A 15602-nucleotide genomic window follows, 5' to 3' on the forward strand; every position below is an offset into this window, starting at 1 on the left:
GGGTACGGTGCGCCCGGCAGACGGCCGACGTGACGAGGGGGACGCCGTGACCGACGAGGTGGCAGGACCCGCCCCGGACGCACCCCGGCGCCGCTCCCGGCTGCGGCGGGAGGCCCTGGAGCTGGTGGCCACCGTGGCGGTCGCGCTGCTGGTGGCCGTCCTGGTGCGGACCTTCCTGGTGCAGGCGTTCTCGATCCCGTCGCCGTCCATGGAGGACACGCTGCTGGTCCAGGACCGGGTCCTGGTGAGCAAGCTCGAGCCGGGGCCGCTGTCGGTCGAGCGGGGTGACGTCGTGGTGTTCCTGGACCCCGGCGGCTGGTTGGCCCCGGTCGTGGACCAGCCCTCCGTGTGGCAGCGGGTGGGCACCTTCGTCGGGCTGCTGCCCGCGGACAGCGGCAGCCACCTGGTCAAGCGCGTCGTCGGCCTGCCCGGGGACACGGTCGAGTGCTGCGACGCGCAGGGCCGGGTGCTGGTCAACGGGGTGCCGCTGGACGAGCCGTACCTGTTCCCCGGGGAGCGGCCGAGCCTGACGGAGTTCGACGTCGAGGTGCCGGCCGACCGGCTGTGGGTGATGGGTGACCACCGTTCGGTGTCCGCCGACTCGCGCGCCCAGCTCGACGAGCAGGGCGACGGCTTCGTGCCCCTGGACAACGTGGTCGGCCGGGCGGTGCTGCGGATCTGGCCGCTGGACCGGCTGGCCACGCTGCCGACCCCGGCCGGGGTGTTCGACGACGTGGGCGGCCTGACCGGGGTGCCGGGACCGTGACGGACCTCGACCGCTTCGTGCAGGCGCAGGACGCCGGCGGCACCTACGACGCCGCGCTGGCCGAGCTGCGCGACGGCCGCAAGCGCAGCCACTGGATGTGGTTCGTGCTGCCGCAGCCGGCCGGCCTCGGTCGCAGCGCCACCGCCCGGCGCTACGCCGTCGCCGACCTGACCGAGGCGAGGGCCTACCTGGCCCACCCGGTGCTGGGCCCACGCCTGCTGGCCTGCGCGGACGCGTTGCTCGCCCGGCCGGGCGACGACGCGGTGGCCGTGCTGGGCGACGTCGACGCCCTCAAGCTGCGCTCGTCGATGACGATGTTCGACCTGGCCGACCCCGACGAGCCCAGGTTCCGGGCCGTCCTGGCGCAGTACTACGACGGCGTCCCGGACCGGACCACGGTCGCCCTGCTGGCACCCGACCCGCGCAGCTCCTAGCCGGGGCCCGGCTGCCGCCGTACTGTCGGCCCCCGGGGGAAGAACCCGACCGGGGGCGAGCCATGGACTTCACCGCAGCGCAGCGGAACCGCACCATCCTGCCGTTCCTGGCGGTGGCGGTGGTCTCGCTGGCGACGCTGGCCCTGCCGCCCTACCAGGGCTCCCCCGCACCGGTGCAGACCGCGGCCGCGGTCGCCGCCGGCCTGGGCACCGCCCTGCTGGCCCTGCTCACGGTGCGGCTGCCGGCCGACCACCCGTTCGTGGCCGTGCCGCCATTGATGTTCCTGCTCGTCGTGGGGCTGGTGGAGTACGTCGGGGGCGGGGAGTCGTGGGGCCTCTCCCCGCTGGTCATGCTGCCTGTCCTGTGGTTCGTCCTGCAGGGCACCCGGACGCAGCTGCTGCTGAGCGGGGTGGGCGCGGCGCTGTTCTTCGTCCTCCCGCTGGTCCTGGTCGGGCCGCCGACGTACCCCCTCAGCGAGTGGCGCCGCGCGCTGGCGTACCTGCTGCTCGTCCTGGTCGTGTGCCCCCTGCTCCAGCGTGCCGTGGAGCAGCTCCGCGAGTCCGTCGCCACCCAGCGGCGCACGTCGGCCCAGCTGGCCTCGGTGCTGGCCGCGGCCACGGAGCACGCGGTCGTGGTGACGGACCTGGACGGGCGGGTGACGCTGTTCAGCGCCGGCGCGGAGCGCATGCTCGGCCTGGCCGCGGCGGACGTCCTGGGCCGGGACGCCGGGACGGTGGGACTGACCGACGACCACGCACCGCACGACGGGTCGACCCCGGTCGGCGGGCCCCGCACCCGGGAGACGCGCTACCGGCGCAGCGACGGCAGCACCGTGCCGGTGATCGAGTCCGTCACGCCGCTGCCGGGGGCCGACGGCCGCCAGGCGGGGTGGACCCGGGTGGCCACCGACATCAGCGAGCAGGAGGCGGCCCGGCACCGGCTGCAGACCGCGACCGACCGGTGGCGCTCCCTGGTCGGGCTGCTCCCCCGGGTCACCGTGGCCGTCGTCGGCCCCGACCTGACCTACCGGGTCGCCGTCGGCGAGGAGGCGGCCCGGCGACCGGACCCCGTCGTGGGCCGGACGCTGTCCGAGACCGCGACCCCGGGGACGGAGGCGACGTTGGACCGGCTGTACCGCGGCGCGCTGGCGGGCCGAGCCGGCTCGGCCGAGCTGGTCGGTGGGTCCGGGAACCTGCTGCACGTCGACGTGGTCCCGCTGGAGCACCCGGACGGGCCGGAGGCGCTGGTCGTGGCGCACGACATCACCGAGGTCCGCGCCCGCGAGCAGTCGCTGCGCCGCGCGGTGGAGCGCTTCGCCCGGCTGTTCGACGAGGCGCCCCACGCGACCATGATCGTCACGCCGAACGGTCGCGTGGACCGGGTCAACCCGGCGCTGTCCCGCCTGGTCGGGCTGCCGGCGGACCGGCTCGTGGGCCGGAACCTGGAGACGCTGCCGTTCGACCTGGCCGGGGTGGAGACCGCGCTGCGGTCGATGCTGGCGGACGACGGCGACCCCCGCCTGGCCGTCGAGACGCAGGTGACGGTCCCCGACCAGCAACCGGCCGACGTGTCCCTGAGCGCCGCGGCGCTGGACCTGGACGGCACCGAGGGCCGCTCGTTGCTGGACCATGGTCGACGTGTCCGAGCGCACCCGCTACGAGCAGCGGCTGGCCGACCTGGCGGACAAGGACCCGCTGACGGGGCTGGCCAACCGGCGCCGGTTCGACGCCGAGCTGGAGTCGCACCTGGACCGGTGCCGCCGCCACGGGGCCACCGGGGCCCTGCTCATGCTCGACCTGGACGACTTCAAGCAGGTCAACGACACCCTGGGGCACGCCACGGGCGACCTGGTCATCAAGAACGTGGCCGCGCTGCTGCGCAACCGGCTGCGCGCCGTCGACGTCGTGGCCCGCTTCGGCGGTGACGAGTTCGCCCTGCTCCTGCCCGAGGAGGACCGCGAGGGCGCGGAGGTGGTGGCCCGTGACGTGGTCGCCCTGATCCGCGAGGAGGTGATGCTGCTGGGTGGCGACCGACCGCGCGGGGTGACCGCGAGCGTGGGGGTCGTGCTCGTCCAGGACGACCTGCTGACCCCCGGCGAGCTGGTGAGCATGGCCGACATGGTCATGTACGACGCCAAGGACGCCGGCCGCGACCAGTTCGTCGTGCACGACTCCAGCCTGTTCAGCGTCCCCCGGACCGGGGCGCGCATCGCCTGGACGGAGCGGATCCACCACGCGCTGCACGACGACCGGTTCGTGGCCCTCGCCCAGCCCGTGCTCGACCTGGCCACCGGCCGGGTGACGGGCGCCGAGCTGCTGATCCGCCTGGTCGACGAGGACGGCGGGCTCGTGCCGCCGGGGCACTTCCTGTACATCGCCGAGCGCAGCGACCTGATCCGCGACATCGACCTGCTGATGGCCGAACGGGCCGTCGGGGTGCTCGCCCGGCTGCAGGCCGTCGACCCGGGCTTCTGCGTCGAGGTCAACCTGTCGGGGCACAGCGTGGGCAGCGGCCGGGTCGGCGACGGCATCGAGCAGCTGGTCCGCGACGGCGCCGTGGACCCGCACGGTCTGGTGTTCGAGATCACCGAGACCGCCGCGGTGGCCGACATCCAGACGGCCCGGCTGTTCGCCGAGCGGATCCAGGCGCTGGGCTGCCGGTTCGCCCTCGACGACTTCGGGGCGGGCTTCGGGTCCTTCTACTACCTCAAGCACCTGCTGTTCGACTACATCAAGATCGACGGGGAGTTCGTCCTCGGCTGCGCCGACAACCCCACCGACCGGCTGATCGTCAGCTCCGTGGTCGACATCGCCCACGGCCTGGGCAAGCAGACCATCGCCGAGTACGTGGCCGACGCCGAGGTCATGGCCGCGGTGCGCTCGCTCGGCGTCGACCTCGCCCAGGGGTTCCACATCGGTCGCCCGCAGCCGGTCGAGGACCTGCTGGCCCGGGTGCAGCGGCAGTCGACCGGCGCCGCGGGCCCCCGGGTCTGACCCGGCCCGACGCGTCGGCTCAGGCCGTCAGGTCACGCCGCCGGAACGCCGTTGCAGCGACCGCGAGCAGCCCCGCCGCCACCGCGGCCATGCCCAGCAGCGGCGCCGCCCGCAGCGGTTCGGCGGGCACGGCCGGCACCAGGCCGAACGGTGAGACGTCGAGCACGACGTCGGGCAGGCCCAGGACGGGTCCGTACAGGCCGAGCAGGACGGACACGACGAGCAGCAGCCACACCCACCACGTCCCGGCGCGCAGGCCGTAGCCCAGGGCGGCCAGGCCCACGAAGCACAGCACGAGGGGCAGGTAGGCCGCCGCCGCCAGGCCGAGCTCCGCCACCAGCGCCGCGTCGCCCACCGACACGGCGGTACCGACCCCCAGCGTCAGCCCGCTCACCAGCAGGAGCACGACCGCGCCGACGGTCGTCACGACGACGGAGGCCCCGAGCCAGGACGCGCGGCCGACGCCGGTGGCCAGCACGGCCCCGGTGCGACCCTCGGTCTCCTCGCACCGCAGCCGGTTGGTGGACACGACCGCGTACACCGCCACCGCCATGGCGAAGAACCCGAGGAAGGCCGACATGGTCGCCAGGAGCACGTCGCCGCCGCCCTGCTCGCCGAAGACCTGGGCGAGCTGCGGCTGGGACTCGAAGCTGTCGACCACGCCCTGGGCCAGCGACCCGGTCAGCAGCCCGAACACCCCGAGGCCGACCGACCACCACAGCACGGAGGTCCGTTCCAGCCGCCAGCCCAGGCCGACGGGGCTCAGCAGCGCGGGCCGGGCGTCGGCCGGCCCGCGGCGCGCCGCCAGCAGCCCGGCCCCGACGTCGCGCCGGCCCACCAGGGCGTAGGCGGCCGCCACCAGCAGGCCCGACAGCAGCACGCCGAGCAGCAACGGCCACCAGCGCAGGTCCACGAAGGCACGGGTCTGCTGCGCCCACCCGATCGGCGACAGCCACGACAGCAGGCTGCCGCCGGTCTGCTGCGCGTCCCCCACCCCGCGCAGCACGTAGGCCAGGCCCAGGACCGCCCCGGCCATCCCGGACGAGGCGCGGGTGGACTCCCCCAGCTGGGCCGTCACGGCGGTCACCGTGCCGAGCACGAGCCCGACCACCGCCGCCGCCAGCGCCACGGCGAGGGAGTCGGCGACCGCCAGGCCGCTGGCCAGCAGCGCGGCCGCCACGGCGGCGGCCACGGCCAGGTCGGCCACCAGCAGCGTCAGCAGGGCGGCGGTCAGCGGGGCCAGCCGGCCCACCACCGACGCGCGCACCAGCTCGGCCCGGCCGGACTCCTCCTCGGCGCGGGTGTGCCGCGTGACGAGGAAGATCGACATCAGCGCCGTCCCGACGGCCAGCATGCCGAGCATCTCGTTGGCGATCATCACGCCGAACGTGTAGTCCGCCAGCCCGTAGCCCGGGCCGGTCATGAACGCCCCGGAAGGGTCGGCCATGATGGCGGCGCGGCTCTGCAGGGCGGCCTGGTCGGGGTAGGCGACCGGGATGACCAGGGCGAAGTAGCCGATCAGGCCGCCCAGGCCCAGCGCCCAGGCCGGGATGCGGACCCGGTCCCGGCACAGCGCGAACCGCAGCAGCCGCCCGGTGCCGGTGAACGCACCCCCGCCGGGGACCGTCGCCGGGTCGGTGGCGTCGGGGCGGGTGCGCGTCAGCGTGCTCACGACGCACCACCGGGGGCCGCCGCGGAGGCCGGGGCCGAGTGCGCCGTCACGTCGGCGTCGGGCCGGCCGTAGTGGTGGACGAACAGCTCCTCCAGGGTGGGCGGGGTGATGACCAGGCTGCGGATGTCCGCGGGGGCCAGGGTGGCCACGACCCGCGACAGGGCGACGTCGTCCACCGTGAAGTGCAGGCTGCCGCCGTCGGCCGTGAAGTCGTGCACGCCGTCGAGGCGCGCCACGGCCGTGGCGTCGGCGGCGGTGACGACCCGGACGGTGCTGCGGGTCAGGTGGCGCAGGTCGGCCAGGGTGCCGCTCTGCACGGCGCGGCCGGCCCGGATGATGGTTACGCGGTCGCACAGCTTCTCGACCTCGGCGAGGATGTGGCTGGAGAGCAGCACCGTGGTGCCCCGCGCGGCGGCCTCGCTCACGCAGCGCTGGAACTCCAGCTCCATGAGCGGGTCCAGCCCGGACGTCGGCTCGTCGAGCACCAGCAGCTCGACGTCGCTGGCCAGGGCCGACACCAGGGCGACCTTCTGGCGGTTGCCCTTGGAGTACGTGCGGGTGCGCCGCGTCGGGTCCAGGTCGAAGCGCTCCAGCAGCTGGGCCTTGCGGGCCTTGTCGACGCCGCCGCGCAGGCTCGCGAACAGGTCGATGGCCTCGCCGCCGGTCAGCCGCGGCCACAGGTTGACGTCACCGGGCACGTAGGCCAGGCGTCGGTGCAACGTCACGGCGTCGCGCCACGGGTCGGCCCCGAGCAGGCGGGCGCTGCCGGCGTCGGCGCGCAGCAGGCCCAGCAGGACGCGGATGGTGGTGGACTTGCCCGAGCCGTTGGGGCCGAGGAACCCGTGCACCTCGCCGCGCGCGACCTGCAGGTCGAGCTCGTCGAGGGCGCGGACGGCGCCGAAGGACTTGGTGAGGGAACGGATGTCGATGACCGGTCCGTCGGTGCTGCGGTCGGTGCTGCTCATGGTGGGGACCTCTCTACGTCTGGGACTCCCGGCTGGGTGAGGTCGGCGGCGAGGGCTCACGCGGGCCGCCGGACGAACCGGCGGCGGGCGGGTCGCCGATGTACAGCAGGTAGGCGTCCAGGACCGTGTTGTCGGTCATCAGGCCGTGGGTGAACAGCTCGACCATCGGCAGGGCGCTGCGCTCGAGGTAGCCGTGCAGGGCGGCCTTGAGGTCCGTGGGGTCCTGCGGCGGGTTGAGCGTCAGGTCGAGCAGCATGGTGCCGAACCCCATGACCGTCAGGTGGCGGGCCCGCGCCTTCTCGTCCCGGCTGGGCACCATCGTCCCCGCGGCCACGCCGGCGGCGCAGTAGACCTCGGCGTCGGCGGCGAAGTGGTCCACGAAGTCCCGGGCCAGGTCCCCGCCGGCCTGCAGGCTGCGCAGCGCGTAACCCACCAGGTGCACGTAGTCGTCCATGGCCACCAGCTGGGCGAACAGGCTCGAGACCGTCGCCCCGGTGACCGTCTCGGTCTTGACGTCGCGGATGGCGGCCAGGACGTGCTCGTCGCAGGCGGCGCGCAACCCGTCCTTGGACCCGAAGTGGTGGACGATCAGCGCCGCGCTCACGCCGGCGTCCTTGGCGATCGCCCGCAGCCCCACGCCGAACCCGTGCACGGCGAAGCTCAGCACCGCGGCGTCCCGGATGCGGGCCCGGGCCGTCAGGTCCACCTGCGTCGGCGTCGATGCTGAACTCACGTTCAGCACCCTAAACGTGCGTTCAGCGGCGCGGCAAGGGGCGACCGCCGCGTGACGGTGCGAGGGTCTGCGCCCACCCACCGAGAGGACCGACGATGACGTCGACCGGCCCGTCCCTGCTGGCCCTGCTCGCGGTGAGCGTCGTGCTCATCGTGCTGCTCATCGCCCGGCTCAAGCTGCACCCGTTCCTGTCGATCCTGGCCGGGACCTACACCTTCGGCCTGGGGGCGCTGGCGGTCGGGGAGCTCAGCGGGGCCGACGGACCGGCGATCGAGGACCTCAACGGCGTGGTGGCCGAGGGGTTCGGCAACATCCTGGCGGGGATCGGCCTGGTGATCCTGTTCGGCACCATCATCGGCAAGGTCCTCGAGCGGACCGGCGCCACGGTGGCCCTGGCCGACGGCGTGCTGCGCCTGCTCGGCGACCGGCAACCGGCCCTGGGGATGTCGATCATCGGCTGGATCACCTCGATCCCGGTGTTCTGCGACTCCGGCTACGTGGTGCTGTCGCCCCTGCAGCGGTCCATCGCCCGCCGGACCGGCAAGAACCCCGTCGTGCTCGGCACGGCCCTGGCCACCGGGCTGTACGCCTCGCACACCTTCGTCCCCCCGACCCCGGGACCGATCGCCGCCGCCGGCAACCTGGGCATCGGCCCGTCCGGGCTGGTCTGGGTGATCGTGTTCGGGATGGGGGTCTCGCTCGTCACCGCGGCGGCCGGGCTGCTGTGGGCGCAGCGGATGACCGCGGGCCTGGAGTCCTCGCTGCCCGACGCGCAGCAGTCGTTCGAGGAGTACAAGGCCCAGTTCGAGCGCATCCCGTCGCTGGGCCGCTCGCTCACGCCCATCCTGCTGCCCATCGGCCTGATGGCCGTCGGCTCGGTCGCGGCGCTGCCCACCGGTGAGGACACGACGCTGGTCGACGGCGCGCTCGGCACCGTCGTCGCCTTCGTCGGGGTGCCGGCCGTCGCCCTGCTGCTCGGCGTGGTGGCCGCGCTGCTGCTGCTTCCCCCGAGCCGCGACGAGGAGGCCCTGGGCACCTGGGTCGGCGAGGGCATCGTCGACGCCGCCGTCATCATCACGATCACCGGCGCCGGCGGCGCATTCGGGGCCGTGATCGGGGCCAGCCCCATCCCCGACGAGATCCAGGCCCTGCTCGGCGACGGCAGCAGCGTCGGCGGGGTGCTGTCGCTGCTGGTGCTGTTCGCCATCGCCGCGCTGCTCAAGACCGCGCAGGGCAGCAGCACCGCCGCCATCGTCATCACGTCCTCGATCGCCGCCCCGCTGATGGAGACCCTCGGCCTGACCGGCGAGCTCGGCCCGGTCCCGATCGGGCTGGTGCTGGCCGTGATGGCGATCGGGGCGGGCGCGATGGTGGTCAGCCACGTCAACGACTCGTACTTCTGGGTCGTGTCGCAGTTCTCGGGCATGTCGGTGACCACGGCCTACCGCGCCCACACCGCCGCCACCCTGGTCCAGGGGCTGACGGGGCTGGTGGTGGTGCTGCTGCTGGGGGCGCTGCTGCTCTGAGCGCACCGCCGGCGTTCAGGCCTCGCGGTACAGGGCGCTCGCGAGCTCGACGGCGGTGTCGGTGGCCGGGTGCCGCTCCCCGCGCCACCAGGCGAGCCGGACCGCGATGGGCTCCGCGTCACGGATCGGCCGGTAGACCACCCCGGGCCGGGGGTACTGGGACACCGTCGCCTCCGCCGTCACGCCCACGGCCCGGCCCGTGGCGATCACGGTGAGCCAGTCGTCGACGTCGTTGGTCGGCTCGGTCGCCGGCCGCTCGCCCTCGACCCACATCGACAAGGTCGTGGTGCCCGTCCGGTCGTCGATCAGCAGCGTGCGGTCGCTGATCTCGGCCAGCCGGATCGACCGCCGCCGGGCCCACGGGTCGTCGGCGGCCAGGGCGCAGAACCGGCGCTCGAGACCGACGACCACGCTGTCGTAGCGCCGCGCGTCGGGCTGCGTGCGGACCACCGACAACGGGCACGTGCCCTCGGCCAGGCCGGCGGTCGGCGAGTGCGTACGGACCAGCTGCAGCGCCGTCTGCGGCCGCACCTGCGCCCACCGGCGCTGGAACGGCAGCGTGTGCCGACCGAGCGCGGACCAGGCGTAGCCGAGCCGCAGCGTGGCGTGGCCGCTCCGTGCCTCGCGGACCAGGACGTCGGCCTCGGCGAGGACCCGACGGGCGTGGACCAGGACCGTCGCGCCCACGTCGGTCACCGCCAGCTCGCGGCTGGTCCGGCGGACCAGCGTGGCGTCCAGCTCGGCCTCCAGGGCGGCCAGGGTCCGGGAGACGGCCGCCTGCGAGACGCCCAGCGCGATGCCCGCGTCGGTGAGCGTGCCCTCCTCGACGACCGCCACGAGGCAGCGCAGGTGACGCAGCTCCACAGCCATGACCACAGCGTATAGATGGCTCCGGCCATGCATTCTGCGGATGGACCGACCAGGCGCACAGTCGCCCCATGACCACCACCGCCACGGCGCCCACCCTCGCCCCCGCGCCCCCCGCGCAGGGGGTGCGCCCGGCCGGCCTGGCCCTGATGCTCACCGGGGCGCTGTCCAACCAGCTCGGCGCGGCCGCCGGCGCGAACGCGTTCGGGACCATCACCCCCGTCGGGGTGGTCGCGGTCCGGCAGTGGGTCGCCGGGCTGACCCTGCTGCTGCTCACCCGCCCCCGGCTGCGCTCGTTCACCTGGGCGCAGTGGTGGCCCGTCCTGCTGCTGGCGTTGGTGTTCGGCACCATGAACGTCACCCTCTACAGCGCCGTCGACCGGATCGGGCTGGGCCTGGCCGTCACCCTGGAGTTCCTGGGCCCGCTCGCGGTCGCACTGGTGGCCTCCCGCCGTCGGGTCGACCTGGCCTGCGCCGCCCTGGCCGGTCTCGGGGTCGTCGTCCTGCTGCGCCCGCAGCCGTCGACGGACTACGTCGGCATCGGGCTCGCCCTGCTCGCCGCGGGGTGCTGGGCCGGCTACATCCTGCTCAACCGCACGGTGGGCCGCCGGGTGCCCGGGGCGTCCGGCTCCGCCGCCGCCGCCGTGGTGTCGGGGACCGTCTTCGTCCCGGTCGGCGTCCTCGTCCTGCTGCACCACCCGCCGACCCCGACGGCCCTGGCCCTCGCGGTCACCGCGGGCGTGCTGGCCTCGGCCGTGCCGATGGTGGTCGACCTGTTCGCGCTGCGACGGGTCCCGGCCCGGTTCTTCGGCCTGTTCATGAGCGTGCACCCGGTGCTGGCGGCCCTGGTCGGGCTGGTCGTGCTCGGGGAGCGGCTGGCCTGGCTGTCGTGGCTGGCGGTCGGCGCGGTCGTCGCCGCCAACGCGCTCGCGGTGCTGCTGCGCGACCGGTCGGGGCCGGCCTGACTACCCTCGGCCCGTGGACAGCGAACCGCCCACGGCCGCCCGACCCGCGACGGCGCCCGTCCGTCACCGCGAACCCGGCGGTCCCTCCCGGCCGGTCGCGCTGGTCACCGGGGTCGGGCGGACGGTCGGCATCGGCGCCGCCATCGCCCGCGGCCTCGCCTCGTCCGGCTGGGACGTCGGGTTCACCTCCTGGACCCCGTACGACCGGCGGATGGCGTGGGGCGAGGAGGACGGCGCGACGGGACGGATCGCCGCCGACCTGACCGAGCGGGGGGCCGAGGCCGTCGGCGTCGAGGCCGACCTGTCGGACCCGACGGCACCGGCGACGGTGTACGACCTGGTCGAGGACCGGCTCGGGCGACCGGTGACCGCGCTGGTCATGTGCCACTGCGAGTCCGTGGACTCCGGCCTGCTCGACACCACCGTCGAGAGCTTCGACCGGCACCTCGCCGTCAACACCCGCGCGACCTGGCTCCTCGTGCGCGAGCACGGCCGCCGCTTCGCCTCACCGGCCGGCACGGGCCGCGTCGTGGCCCTGACCAGCGACCACACCGTCGGCAACCTGCCCTACGGCGCCAGCAAGGGCGCGATGGACCGCATCGTGCTGGCCGCGGCGCACGAGCTGGCCCACCTGGGCGTCACGGCCAACGTCGTCAACCCCGGCCCGGTCGACACGGGCTGGATGGACGACGACGTGAAGGCCGCGGTGCGGCGGCAGACCCCGTCGGGGCGGATCGGCCTGCCGTCGGACACCGCGGACCTGGTGACGTTCCTGTGCTCCCCGCAGGGCGGCTGGGTCAACGGCCAGCTGCTGCTGAGCAACGGCGGCTTCGCCTGAGCGACGGCGGCTCCGCCTGAGCGACGACGCGCTCACGACCGGTCGGGGTCGACCTCGGCGAACCAGTCGGCGTAGTCCGTCGTGCGGGCCAGGTGCCGGTTGAGGTCCGGGGCGCCGTCGTCCCACCACACCGGGCCGCGCTCACCCAGGGCGCGCTTGGCCGCGTCCACGCGGGACCGGGCGTCCTCCCGCGCGGCGTCGTCCCCGGCCCTCATGGCCGCCCCCTTGTCGCGTCGGGCGGCCATCAGCTCACGGGTGAGCCGTTCGCGCTCGGCCGACGGCAGCGACGGGTCGCTGGTCCGCCACAGCCGGCCCCGCACCACCAGGTAGCGGCCGTCCGGGGTCGTCAGCGGGCTCACCACCGCCACGGTAGGCGTCGACGGCCGGCCCTGGCCCACCCCGGCACCGTGGGCTACGTTCCCGGGTCATGAGCGCGAGCGGGCGGGCCGCGTCGTCGGTCCTCGCGGCGGCCGTCGAACGACGGCGGCTGGCCGACGTGCTCGACGGCCTCGACCCGACGCAGTGGCAGGCCGCGAGCCTGTGCGCGGGCTGGACCGTCCGGACCGTGGTCGGCCACCTGGTCGCCGCGCTCGACCCCTCGCCCCGCCCGCTGCTCGCCGCGGTCGTCCGGGCGCGGGGTGACGTCCACCGCGCCAACACCGACCTGGCCGGCCGCGTGGCCGAGATGCCCCCCGCGCAGCTCGTGCAGCTGCTGCGCGACCGGGCCGACCGACGGCTGGTTCCTCCGGTCGTGGGCGCCCGGGGACCGCTGACCGACGTCGTCGTCCACGGCGCGGACGTCTGCCGGCCGCTCGGCCTGCCGCACGAGCCCGCCCCGAGCGCGGTCGAGGCCTGCCTGGACTTCGTGACGACGGGTCGCCCGGTCGGCTTCGTGCCCCGGGGACGGCTACGAGGCCTGCGCCTGGTGGCGACCGATCGGGACCGCGCCTGGGGGGCCGGGACCCCGGTCAGCGGCCCCGCCGTCGACCTGCTGCTGGCGGCCTGCGGGCGACGCGTCGCGCTCGAGGCCCTGACCGGCCACGGCGCGGCCGTCCTGCGCGAGCGGATCGGCTGAGGACCCACGGGTCGGGCGAGTGTTCACCCGCCGTCCGTTGTGCGTTTGCCCATGACGGGCCTTGACTGGGGCGTCCGCCGTCACCGGCCCCAGGAGTGCCTCCCGTGCGCAACCGCCACCGCCTCGTCGCCCTGCTGGGCGCCGCCGCCCTCGTCGCCACCACCATGACCCTGTCCTCGCCCGCCGGGGCGGGCACCACCGGCAGCGGCCCCGGCCGGGCCACCGCGGGCGAGCCGCTGGTGTTCGGCCACCGCGGGGCCAGCGGGTACCGCCCCGAGCACACCCTGGAGGCGTACCGCCTGGCCATCGCCATGGGCGCGGACTTCATCGAGCCGGACCTGGTGCCCACCAGCGACGGCGTCCTGGTCGCGCGGCACGAGAACGAGATCTCCGGCACCACCGACGTCGCGACCAAGCCGGAGTTCGCGGACCGCCGCACCACCAAGGTGGTGGACGGCGTCAGCTACACCGGCTGGTTCACCGAGGACTTCACCCTGGCCGAGCTGCGGACCCTGCGGGCCGTCGAGCGGATCCCCGCGATCCGGCAGCGCAACACCCTCTACGACGGCCGCTACCAGGTGCCCACCTTCGACGAGGTGCTCCAGCTGGCGGCGGCGGAGTCCGCGCGCACGGGTCGCCGGATCGGGGTCGCGCCCGAGACCAAGCACCCGACGTACTTCGACTCCATCGGCCTGTCGCTGGAGGAGCCGCTGGTGCGGTCGCTGGACGCGGCCGGGCTGCGCACGCCCGGGGCCCCCGTCGTCGTGCAGTCCTTCGAGGTCACCAACCTGCGCGAGCTGGACCGGATGACCCGGGTGCCGCTGGTGCAGCTGGTCGCCGGCAGCGGCGCCCCGTACGACTACGTGGCCGCGGGCCGGACCGAGACCTACGCCGACCTGCTGACCGACCAGGGCCTGCGCGGCGTGGCCCGCTACGCGGACTGGATCGGCCCGGACAAGAACCGGATCGTGCCCCGCGCCGCCGACGGCACCCTCGCCGCCCCCACCGACCTGGTCGACCGGGCCCACGCCCGCGGCCTGCGGGTCGTGCCGTACACGTTCCGCAACGAGAACACGTTCCTGCCCGCCGAGCTGCGCGTCGGCACCGACCCGGCCGCCTACGGCGACGCGTTCGCCGAGTACGACCTGTTCTTCTCCCTCGGCGTCGACGGCGTGTTCAGCGACAACCCGGACACGGCCGTGGAGGCCCGCGACTCCTGACCCGGGCGGCGTCGTCAGGGGGTGAGGTCCCCGGGCGCGGCCAGGTCGGACAGCTGCGGCGCCCACAGCGGTGCGCTCACCCACCGGACGTCGACCTCGTCCGCCCCCGCCCGGGCGTGCAGCCGCAGCCGGTGGGGGGTCTGCAGGAACGCCACGTCGACCGCCAGGTCACCGTCGGCCGTCCACCCGCCGCTGGTCGCGACGGGCACCCGGGCGACCTCGCCACCGTCGGGGTCGGTGACGGGCGCGTCGTCCGTCAGCCAGCCGGCCCCGGCCAGGGGCGCGACGAGGACCTGCTCGCCGTGGGCCAGCGACAGCTCCCAGCGCCCGTCCGCGCGGCGGACCCGCACAGACGTCGGCGCCGGCGTCTCCGGCGAGCTGCCGGGGGCGGCCGGCAGCCGCGCCCCGTCCCAGCGCGCGGGGTCCGCCGGCCCGGGACCGGCGTCGACCTCGGGCAGCCGGAGCCCGGCCAGACGGCGAACCAGCTCCGCATCGGCGTCACCGGCCCCCTGCGCACCGTCGGACAGCGCCGGCAGCAGGTGCTCCCAGACGGCCTCGAGCAGCGGCTGGACCGACGCGCACTCCGAGGTCAGGGCGACGACGGCGTCCTGCTGCGGCAGCACGAGCCCGAGCTGGCCGTAGGCGCCGTCGGCGCGGTAGCCGTGCCGGGAGCGCCACAGCTGCAGGCCGTAGCCCAGCCGCCAGTCCGGGTCGTCCTCGTCGGGCGTGCCGACCTGCACCCGCGACGCCTCCTCCACCCACGCCCCGGGCAGCAGCTGCTGCTGCTCCCAGCGGCCCCGCTGCAGGTACAGCTGGGCCAGGCTCGCGACGGCGTCCGCCCCGGTGTGCAGGCCGGAGTAGCCGACGTCGCGCCCCGGCGGGTCCTGCTGCCAGGCCACCGGGCCGACGCCCAGCGGGTCGAGCAGGCGCGGGCGCAGGTAGTCCACGAGCCGCTGCCCGGTGACGCGCTGCAGGACCGTGGCCAGGGTGTAGGTGCACGGCTGGCTGTAGGCGAAGTGCGTGCCGGGCTCCCGCTCGGGCGGCAGCCGCAGGAACCCGCGCACCAGGTCGGTCGGGTCGACGGCCAGGGCCGGGTCCAGCGCGTCGGTCAGGTGACCGGCGGCCATGCTGCCCAGGTGGCGCAGCGTCAGGGCCCGGCTGCGCGGGTCGGTGACCTCGGCGTCGAGCTCGGGCAGGTGCGACAGCACCCGGTCGTCCAGGCCGAGCAGCCCCTCGGCCACGGCCAGGCCCAGCGCCGTGGTCGTGAACGCCTTGCTGACGGAGTAGACCCGGCCCACGGTGTCGACGCGGTAGGGCGCCCACGCACCGCGGGCGACCACGTGGCCGTGCCGGACGACGACCAGGCCGTGCAGCTGCACGTCGGGCAGCTGCTCCACGGCGTCGAGGAACGCCGTCACGCCGCGGGCGTCCACCCCCTGCTCCGAGGGCGGGCTCGCGGGCAGGGTCGGGTGGGCGGGGTCCGGCGCGACGGTCTGGGGCACGCGGTGACGGTAGCCCGGGGCGCCCGGGCGCCCCGACCCGCCCGG

Annotated in this window: 14 protein-coding genes and 1 pseudogene; 9 read left to right on the plus strand and 6 right to left on the minus strand. The window is 75.3% G+C overall.

Annotated elements, in window-relative coordinates; translation table 11 throughout:
• Positions 1-46: 46 nt before the first annotated feature.
• The 4 genes and pseudogenes from lepB (at position 47) to SJY06_RS20305 (ending at position 4194) form a co-directional block, all read left to right on the plus strand.
• Positions 47-766: a signal peptidase I gene (lepB, locus tag SJY06_RS20290; RefSeq protein ID WP_380169353.1), complete on the plus strand. Its 720-nt coding sequence runs from the start codon at positions 47-49 to the stop codon at positions 764-766.
• Complete coding sequence (locus SJY06_RS20295) at positions 763-1200, plus strand: DUF1810 domain-containing protein (RefSeq protein ID WP_380169354.1); 438 nt, start codon at positions 763-765, stop codon at positions 1198-1200. The genes lepB and SJY06_RS20295 overlap by 4 nt, the downstream gene beginning before the upstream one ends.
• 350 nt (positions 1201-1550) lie before the next feature.
• Positions 1551-2798, plus strand: a pseudogene (locus SJY06_RS20300) (PAS domain S-box protein); the annotation flags it as partial.
• A gap of 31 nt (positions 2799-2829) precedes the next feature.
• Positions 2830-4194 (plus strand): putative bifunctional diguanylate cyclase/phosphodiesterase, encoded by a 1365-nt coding sequence (locus SJY06_RS20305; RefSeq protein WP_380169355.1) that lies wholly within the window; start codon positions 2830-2832, stop codon positions 4192-4194.
• 19 nt (positions 4195-4213) lie between these two features.
• Here SJY06_RS20305 and SJY06_RS20310 read toward each other — a convergent pair whose 3' ends face one another.
• From SJY06_RS20310 to SJY06_RS20320, 3 genes are read right to left on the minus strand one after another with little or no spacing between them, the layout of a single operon-like run.
• Entirely contained in the window at positions 4214-5866 is a 1653-nt protein-coding gene (locus SJY06_RS20310) for an ABC transporter permease (RefSeq protein WP_380169356.1), read from the minus strand.
• On the minus strand, positions 5863-6831 hold the full coding sequence (locus SJY06_RS20315) for an ATP-binding cassette domain-containing protein (protein WP_380169357.1): 969 nt from the start codon (positions 6829-6831) through the stop codon (positions 5863-5865). Before SJY06_RS20315 ends, SJY06_RS20310 begins: the two co-directional genes overlap by 4 nt.
• Before the next feature lie 13 nt (positions 6832-6844).
• A complete protein-coding gene (locus SJY06_RS20320; RefSeq protein ID WP_380169358.1) occupies positions 6845-7564 on the minus strand; it encodes a TetR family transcriptional regulator in 720 nt (239 codons plus the stop codon).
• A 95-nt stretch (positions 7565-7659) separates the two neighbouring features.
• Between SJY06_RS20320 and SJY06_RS20325 the strand changes: the two genes are divergently transcribed.
• Complete coding sequence (locus SJY06_RS20325) at positions 7660-9090, plus strand: GntP family permease (protein WP_380169359.1); 1431 nt, start codon at positions 7660-7662, stop codon at positions 9088-9090.
• 15 nt (positions 9091-9105) lie between these two features.
• On the opposite strand, the gene SJY06_RS20330 is transcribed toward SJY06_RS20325, so the two are convergent.
• Positions 9106-9960 (minus strand): LysR family transcriptional regulator, encoded by an 855-nt coding sequence (locus SJY06_RS20330; RefSeq protein WP_380169360.1) that lies wholly within the window; start codon positions 9958-9960, stop codon positions 9106-9108.
• Positions 9961-10028: 68 nt separating this feature from the next.
• On the opposite strand from SJY06_RS20330, the gene SJY06_RS20335 reads away from it, so the two are divergent.
• Positions 10029-10922, plus strand: a complete 894-nt coding sequence (locus tag SJY06_RS20335; protein WP_380169361.1) for a DMT family transporter — start codon at positions 10029-10031, stop codon at positions 10920-10922.
• A 13-nt stretch (positions 10923-10935) separates the two neighbouring features.
• Complete coding sequence (locus SJY06_RS20340) at positions 10936-11760, plus strand: SDR family oxidoreductase (RefSeq protein WP_380169362.1); 825 nt, start codon at positions 10936-10938, stop codon at positions 11758-11760.
• A 32-nt stretch (positions 11761-11792) separates the two neighbouring features.
• On the opposite strand, the gene SJY06_RS20345 is transcribed toward SJY06_RS20340, so the two are convergent.
• A complete protein-coding gene (locus SJY06_RS20345; RefSeq protein WP_380169363.1) occupies positions 11793-12119 on the minus strand; it encodes a hypothetical protein in 327 nt (108 codons plus the stop codon).
• A 68-nt stretch (positions 12120-12187) separates the two neighbouring features.
• Between SJY06_RS20345 and SJY06_RS20350 the strand changes: the two genes are divergently transcribed.
• The gene (locus SJY06_RS20350; RefSeq protein WP_380169364.1) at positions 12188-12835 is read left to right on the plus strand and encodes a maleylpyruvate isomerase family mycothiol-dependent enzyme; all 648 of its coding nucleotides are present in this window, start codon (positions 12188-12190) and stop codon (positions 12833-12835) included.
• 104 nt (positions 12836-12939) lie between these two features.
• Positions 12940-14055, plus strand: coding sequence for a glycerophosphodiester phosphodiesterase (locus SJY06_RS20355; protein WP_380169365.1), 1116 nt, complete (start codon positions 12940-12942; stop codon positions 14053-14055).
• Positions 14056-14069: 14 nt separating this feature from the next.
• Here the strand turns inward: SJY06_RS20355 and SJY06_RS20360 are convergent, their stop codons facing one another.
• Positions 14070-15557 (minus strand): serine hydrolase domain-containing protein, encoded by a 1488-nt coding sequence (locus SJY06_RS20360; RefSeq protein ID WP_380169366.1) that lies wholly within the window; start codon positions 15555-15557, stop codon positions 14070-14072.
• Positions 15558-15602: the final 45 nt, after the last annotated feature.

The sequence above is a fragment of the Jannaschia sp. R86511 genome (assembly GCF_042466345.1).
Lineage (GTDB): Bacteria > Actinomycetota > Actinomycetes > Actinomycetales > JBBAYJ01 > Aquipuribacter.

Coding starts and splice junctions, on each gene's coding strand:
- SJY06_RS20305 (WP_380169355.1), top strand. CDS start 2,830: ATGGTCGACGTGTCCGAGCGCACCCGCTACGAGCAGCGGCTGGCCGAC.
- SJY06_RS20325 (WP_380169359.1), top strand. CDS start 7,660: ATGACGTCGACCGGCCCGTCCCTGCTGGCCCTGCTCGCGGTGAGCGTC.
- SJY06_RS20330 (WP_380169360.1), bottom strand. CDS start 9,960: ATGGCTGTGGAGCTGCGTCACCTGCGCTGCCTCGTGGCGGTCGTCGAG.
- SJY06_RS20350 (WP_380169364.1), top strand. CDS start 12,188: ATGAGCGCGAGCGGGCGGGCCGCGTCGTCGGTCCTCGCGGCGGCCGTC.
- SJY06_RS20315 (WP_380169357.1), bottom strand. CDS start 6,831: ATGAGCAGCACCGACCGCAGCACCGACGGACCGGTCATCGACATCCGT.
- SJY06_RS20335 (WP_380169361.1), top strand. CDS start 10,029: ATGACCACCACCGCCACGGCGCCCACCCTCGCCCCCGCGCCCCCCGCG.